Origin of the sequence: Vibrio sp. OPT46 (genome assembly GCF_015163535.1) — a bacterium.
GTDB classification, from domain to species: domain Bacteria; phylum Pseudomonadota; class Gammaproteobacteria; order Enterobacterales; family Vibrionaceae; genus Vibrio; species Vibrio alginolyticus.
Genome location: NZ_JADDYG010000092.1, coordinates 15,182 through 22,387 on the forward strand (window position 1 = coordinate 15,182; position 7,206 = coordinate 22,387).

The 7,206-nt window shown below is 43.2% G+C and carries 3 protein-coding genes and 1 pseudogene; all 4 read left to right on the forward strand.

From position 1 onward, the window contains the following. Positions 1–641, forward strand: a pseudogene (locus tag IQR33_RS32220) (hypothetical protein); the annotation flags it as partial. 397 nt (positions 642–1,038) lie between these two features. Next, positions 1,039–2,706, forward strand: a complete 1,668-nt coding sequence (locus tag IQR33_RS03495; protein WP_193837937.1) for a hypothetical protein — start codon at positions 1,039–1,041, stop codon at positions 2,704–2,706. A 3-nt stretch (positions 2,707–2,709) separates the two neighbouring features. Further along, positions 2,710–4,152 (forward strand): hypothetical protein, encoded by a 1,443-nt coding sequence (locus IQR33_RS03500; RefSeq protein WP_193837938.1) that lies wholly within the window; start codon positions 2,710–2,712, stop codon positions 4,150–4,152. 12 nt (positions 4,153–4,164) lie between these two features. After that, positions 4,165–7,206: OmpA family protein (locus IQR33_RS35445; protein WP_322631750.1), on the forward strand; the 3,042-nt coding region annotated here is incomplete at its 3' end.

Consider the following 7,206-nt stretch of genomic DNA (forward strand, 5'->3'; position numbering starts at 1 on the left):
ATGAGGAAACCAATCTCGTCTATCAAGTTGGCGACTGGCAACATTACAAGGAGGAGCGTTATTACCCTAAGGAATGTTATTTAGCCGAAGAGCGGAGAAAGTACAATGCCGTTACAGATTATATCTACTGGCGGGAGGACGGCGGTGCGTTTAGTTGCAACACCAAGGATAGTTATCGTTCATTTAATACTCGAGCAACCGACAAAGCCTTACCTTTGGCTAGTAAAGACAGCCGCTACACGTTGCAACTCGGCGTATTAAGTGGCAAGGATGCGCCTACCCCGAGACTGTATAGAGCGCGTCAGGCAGATGAGATCTCGCCGATTGATGTACTCTCTTACCAGTATAAACCGCCTGTAGAAGGCGATAGTGTTACTGGCTTCTCCCTTTTTGTTCCAGCGAGTTTGCAGCCTGACTTCTCTGATTATGATTTACGTCAGGAATTCCCAGCCTTACCAGCTCACGCTCAATACAAACAAGCTTTCGCCCGTTATCAGGAAGCACAGCAAGAAAAATGTAAAGAAATAGATTATGGAAAGTGGACATCACTTGAAATCGGACGTTGTGAAACCACATGCCAAATTGAAAGACAAGGCGATCATTTTGTGACGGCACACTGTTACTCAAATAAAGCTAAATAAGGAGTAAACTTCATGGCGAAATTAAACCTTAAAGTCAGTGGTGTTTACCTCCTAGGTCAACTTTTTGATGACATGGGACCAGTACCCAATAGTCGATATTTTCCCTGCGTAATAATGAATTTGTTAACTTCTGCTCAAAATTAAAAAAAATCCTTTTATTTGAATCCTTCTTTTTGATTTCAATGTCTAGTTGTTTTGTCTTTATCTGTAGTTAAAGTGACTTATTTGCTAGCTAATGTGTCTTTTGGTTGGCTTTCAGCTTATTTGTCGATTTTTCTATGTGATTGAATGTTATAAATTAAATTAGTAGCATTAGCGCACCAAATCGTACTTGTAAGCCTTATCAGCTTAAATGTCACCGCAACCATATTTACGATGTTGGTTGTGGAGAATTCAAATGCATTTAGTTTGCAAATTTATACCTAGCTCGAAGCTATCCTCCAGCGAGCTATCTTATGTTCTTACACCAGACGAGTGTATAGGGCAGCTTTCGCGTTTGCGAAATTCAGATGACATCCTTAGAAACCTCCCTAAAGAGTTTGCGCAAAAGATTTCACTTTCTTCTAAAAAAACGACCAGCGGATTGCTAGCAGCGATCAGAGCCGAACTTGGGAAAGGCAGTTGGGTCTCATTGTCTTCCTTTGCTCGTAGGTCGCCACTAACAGACTCTCAGTTGCAAAGTTTTCCTAGACTTAAAACACTCGTTGACTCTGTATCTGCTTCGAATGAAAGCAAAGTTTTTAAAGTGGGTTACAAGCAGGTTACTGACGATGTTGCTCTAGTTCGCAGTTACACGCATGTACCTTCTGAGCCAAGCCCAGATCAAAAAATCGTTGTCGAGTTTGCAGGACAGTGGTCTAGTAATGCGGCATGTTTGATGTTGGGAAAAACCGACGCTCAAAAAGAAAAAGTGACTGTAGGCAAGGCTGATACCGAGAACAAACACCGTAGCCTTGCCACGTTTAAAGATCTGGATGCTGAAGGCAAAACGCTTTATATCAAAATTCCTTGTTCTGACCAGCCTCAGCCAATCTTGCTTAAACTCGCCGAAGACCTGCAACCCGTTGATAAAGAAACTCAGATGGATGAGTGGGACAACGTGTTGGTGCCGGTGAGACCTTTGGCTTACTTAGATGGTAGCAACGACAAAGCAAAAGCTTCTGACCTGCGTGGTGGTTTCCTTTATGTGTTTTGGAAAGGAAAGCTTTGGCGAGAGATGGCGATAAACGAGAAAGGTTACTACCAAGATGTTGACGTCGAGTATTACCGCACGCTAGAGCAAGAAGAAAAGAAAAAAGACACACCTCAGGTAATACAAAGAAGCGCAAGCGGTTTTGCTATGGCGCATTTCTGGGCACCTTACAAAATATCGGGTGAAGTCCAACAGGGAGAAAATGGACTCAAGATCATTTTCTCACCAAAGCAAAAGCGCTTTGCTCAAATTGAAGCATTAGAATCGGATGCTGGTTTGCTAGAGAAGTCCAGCACGCCATTAGATGAATTAAGCAGTTACAGTGACGCACAGTCATTCAGTGCACAAGAGTTCACCTCCGATGTAGACAGCGCAGCCATCCACAAAGTGACTGAAGACGACATGCCATGGCTGAGTGACCAACAAGCCATCGTTCGCAGCTATGACCAGAGTAATACGGTCATTGCTTATGTGGATGGAAAAAACAGTGGTTTTCAATTGTCAGTTGAAACCGGGCTGATCGATTTTAATACTCCTGTTATTCATTATGCGGTGATATCTGATAGTGAAAGTGATTGGGTACTGAGTGAAGCGCTGCAATATGACCAAGAAAACCCACATTTTGCGACGGCGCAGCTCGGTGGTTTTCCCGCAAAAGGAAAATTCACTTTACAGATCACCTCTCCAGGTCATACCCATCACTCGGAACTGGTTTTTCAATACTTAACTCTTGAGCAAATACAGAATTGGTCGACTCCGACTCAAATGGCGGAAAGGGTAGAGCCAGAGCCAGAGCGTAGCGAACAAGAGCTGAATGCAGAAGAGAATCTCAGCCAATATATGTCGCTGTGGAAACAAGAATTAGGAATGTAAGTTATGAACAAAAAAGTCGTATTTGGCTTGTCTGCATTAGCTATTGCAGGCGTTGGGGTAGGCAGTGCCTTTAGCCCACAAGTTCAGCAATGGTTAGATGAAAGAGCGATTGCACAGGCGGAGCAAGAAAAATATAACAAAGCGTTAAACACGGTAGTCTCTTACCTAGGGCTAGCTGTTGGTGAAAAATCAGAGAAAACTGATTGGATATTAGAGGTTGCAGACCCACGCACCGCGCCGTTGGCTCAGTGGGACAACCCCGGAGACAAGCCGCAAATAATCACGCAGATTTATCGTTCTGAAAACCGCAAACAAGCTGGTTTATACACCATGAATTTAGACGGCAGCAACCTACAAACCTTATTGACCCCAGAAGAGGTTGGCAGCCTAGTTGGGTTTACCAAAAACTTGCGCCCACAGCGCTCACCAAATGGCCGCTTTTTGTTTTTTAATATGGGCTTATTCGCTTCATTAAAAGGTTGCGTCGTTGCAGACCTTAAAACCCGCCAAATTGAACGCTTTGGCGGCGGTTGTAACTTTGGTGGCTGGCTGCCTGACAGCAGTAAAGCTTATATGTCGAAACTCGGTAAGGCGTATGAATTTGATACCAACAACATGGTTATGAGTGAGCTGCCGTTGGCTTTACCTAACCCAGATTCTCCTGAACTGAGAAAGAAATGGCTTGAAGGTAATTGGGGGGATCTTGCCTATGACAAAATTAAAAGAGTTAGGCTGTTAAATGATGGGAAAGAGCTTCTGGTTAAGACAAGTACCTCACGTAGCAAAAAAGTTTTAGGTAAAGCCGATAAGGAAACTAATCTCATCTATCAAGTTGGCGAGTGGCAACATTACACTGTGGAGCGCTATTACCCTAATGAATGTTATTTACTCGAAGAGCGGAGAAAGTACAATGCCGTTGCAGATTATATCTATTGGCGGGAGGATGGTGGTGCGTTTACTTGCAACACCAAGGACGGTTATCGTTCATTTAATACTCGAGCAACCGACAAAGCCATACCTTTGGCTAGTAAAGACAGCCGCTACACGTTGCAACTCGGCGTATTAAGTGGCATGGATGCGCCTACCCCGAGACTGTATAGAGCGCGTCAGGCAGATGAGAGCTCGCCGATTGATGTACTCGCTTACCAGTATAAACCGCCTGTGGAAGGCGATAGTGTTAATGGCTTTTCCCTTTTTGTTCCAGCGAGTCTGCAGCCTCATTTTTCTGATTATGATTTACGTCAGGAATTCCCAGCCTTGCCAAGTCATTCTCAGTTTAAAGATGCCTATGCTCGCTACCTCGCATCTCAGGAACAAAAGTGCAAAAAAGTAACTTACGAAAATTCTTCTGGTGAAGATATCTTTCGATGTGAACGTACATGTCAAATTGAAAAACAAGGCAATGTTTTTGTGACAACACATTGCGACTCAAATAAGGTCAAATAAGGAGTAAACTACGTGGCGAAATCAAACCTTAAAGTCAGTGGTGTTTATCTCCTAGGGCAACTTTTTGATGACAGGGGACCAGTTCCAAATAGTCGATATTTTCCCCTACGCAATGTGTGCTTCGCGCATAAAGACGACAGTGAAGGCAGGACTGTCAGTTATGATGGCAAAGGTCACCAAACTCAAACACCACCAAAAGCGGCGCTACTGTACAGTGATGCACTCGGAAAAATTACCTATTTTAACGCGCCTGAATCATTAGATTTGGGGCAAAATTTGCCATTGCAAGGTAATCCTGCATCCGCAACAACGTTTGCCTCTGGCCACTCTCGTTTACTATTTTTTCCGCCTTATTTAGCGCCAATTCACCTTATGAGTGAAGAGGGCAAAGACGGTAAATGGCTGGCGAATCTGTATAATTCGCTTATCTCGGGAGCAGAAACTAAGCCTTTAGAAAATTATTATCAAGTTTCTGAACAAAGTGATTATTCCATCTCTGAACTATTACCAAGTAAAGAGGTCGGTGATAAACACTATGCTGCTGCTATCGGTAAACTTGAGGACTCGATAGAGAAAAAGCAGCTGAGTACGCTAAAAGCCATTGTATTACCTCAGAAATATACGATTGTGGTCCACTTCTCTGATGCCAACTTCGTTCGCGCGACGGTTACGCTGTCGAATTTTCCTTCACAGTTGCGAATTACAGGGGATGCAGGTGGCAGTAATTTAACCGCTGTGAGCACTGTTAAAGAAGTCAAATTCAAAGATATCGACGGCCAAGAAAAGAACATTTATAGCGCTACGTTCTGGGTAAGTTCTGATTCGATATTTAAACTCGACGAGGCGAGCCAGCATTGCCGTTTTGATATTGATCTCTCTACTGTGGACAGAAATGCAACAGCTTATTGGTTAAGGAAAGACTTTCAAAAAAAATACAGTTTTTGCGAACGAGTATTGCACTTACCAATCTCAACCCCGCTTGGGCGCAGTGCTTTGGTGAACGGTAATCCCATCTCGGTAGAGGAAGCACTGTTCAATCAAGCCTCTCACCTTTACCCCAACTTACTGGAAAAACTGAAACAAAGCCCAACTGATTTGCCTGAAAAACTCGCCAGTGAGTCAAAAAACGCAATTGCTCCTCAGATATGGCACAGTGTACAAAGCAATAAAGCGTACATTGAAAGTGCAGCCCAAACGATGCAACACAAGTTAAGTTGGCAAACCGTTGCCAAGGTTGCTGCGGCTTCTGTTGGTGGCAGTGCTGATAGCGAAATGAGAAATATTGCGGGTGCGACAGAGGCTTGTTTGTCCGTTATAAGTAAAGCTAATGATCTTTCAGCGAATACGGCTGCATTTGGCCAGAGTCAAATCGATATGATTAAGTTGTTCGGTGACAAAGGCAATATCTTATTTGACAAGTTGAAAGATAAGATCAATTTGATTGAAGTGCCTTCGCAGTGGCGTCAGTTATTACAAGATACTCAAATAGCGGAAAAAATCGGTAAAGGTTTCACTTTGGCTGATGTCATCATTAAAGGTGGAAACTTAGTCGAGGCTTACAACAAAGACGATAAGGCGAGCAAAAGGCTTGATTCTGTTGTGCTTGAGTACCTTGCGACTGTACAGCAGCCTGGAATGAAATCTTTGGCTAGTATTGGTGATAAGGCACTTTTGGACGCAGAGACTAAGGCACTTGAACAACTCAAAAACCTACTGCCCAAGCTTGGAGACAACGATGAGCTTTCATTAAATACCGAGGTTAAAAAAGGGCGACACATATTCGAATTAAGAAGCACGACGTTTGCTTTTGACCGTAGCGACTCAAATAACCCTAAAGCTAGAGCCAACTTAATTGAATTAGGGGGGATACTATCGCAAATACATCGCCCGATTCCAATTACGATAAAAGGTCACACTTGTTCGCGTGGGTCGATCGAATACAACCAGACTTTATCAGAAGAGCGAGCGAGTTATATACGAGAATGTATATTAGAAGGGATTACGTCTAACCAGGCCGTTTGGAAAACGTGCATACGTGCCATTGGTCTAGGTGAGCGAGAACCGCTTGTCCCCAATGATTCTGAAGATCAACGCCGACGCAATCGTCGCGTCGACTTACTGCTTCATTTTGAAGCAATCTTAGATTACCCAGTTTCTCGCGGTGGACTAACTGTCGTCGAAAAATCCCGTCAAATGATGATTGCTAATGAGATGCAGCTTGACGCGGCCACTTTAGATGCAATAGAACTTGCCCTTGATACTGCCCTTGATGTGGCTTCAGTAACGCCTTTGGGAGCGACTGCTAACTTTATTTATACGGTGGGCAAGGCAGGTTCTTCGCTGTTCTCAAATCTTTATGATTTTATTACTGAAGAAGCAGACACTTTAAAGCTACGAAATAATCTTGAAAAAATACAATACCAAAATATTGTCTCTCAAGAACAAATATTGTCATTTGGTTCAGAAAGTCTCTCTGACGAGATGAAGTCAAGTTATTACAAACGTGCTCACGCGCTGAATGGCTTGAGTCGATTATTGCTTGAACGAAACTATCAAGAAATGTCAGGCGACCATAGCAACGTTTCGATAGAAAATATTAATGATTACATTAAACTTTTTTTGCTCAACGATCAGTGGCAACTTAATGAAAATGGTTTTGGTATGGTCCACCTTGATGAGTTCTTTATGGATTCAGACTATGCACAAGCAGAGCTATCACTCCTAAAAGCCAGCACTTATTCTGCTTACGCACAGCTAGGGGCAAGTATTGCGGGCAGACAGTTGAGCGATTGGTACTCTGACGCTGAGGATAGTGAAAGCCCAAGACCATTTATGGAATACAGCCCAATTCACTACATGGCATCCGCTAATACTCAAGCGCTTGTCAAAATGTTTGAAGTTCCCTTTAAAACTGAAGATCTGGAAGCGCTGTACAAAGGAGCTAAACAGTCAATATCTGTTAAAACGGCTCGTGATGGAGCACCAAAAAAATGGATAGCAATGGATGAGTTCCTAGCAGAATATGGGTCTTTGTCACCGTTTGATGAGGTTAGG

Bases quoted from the DNA above. Each gene is read 5' to 3' on its own strand.
- IQR33_RS03500 (WP_193837938.1), top strand. From the start codon at position 2,710: ATGAACAAAAAAGTCGTATTTGGCTTGTCTGCATTAGCTATTGCAGGC.
- IQR33_RS03495 (WP_193837937.1), top strand. From the start codon at position 1,039: ATGCATTTAGTTTGCAAATTTATACCTAGCTCGAAGCTATCCTCCAGC.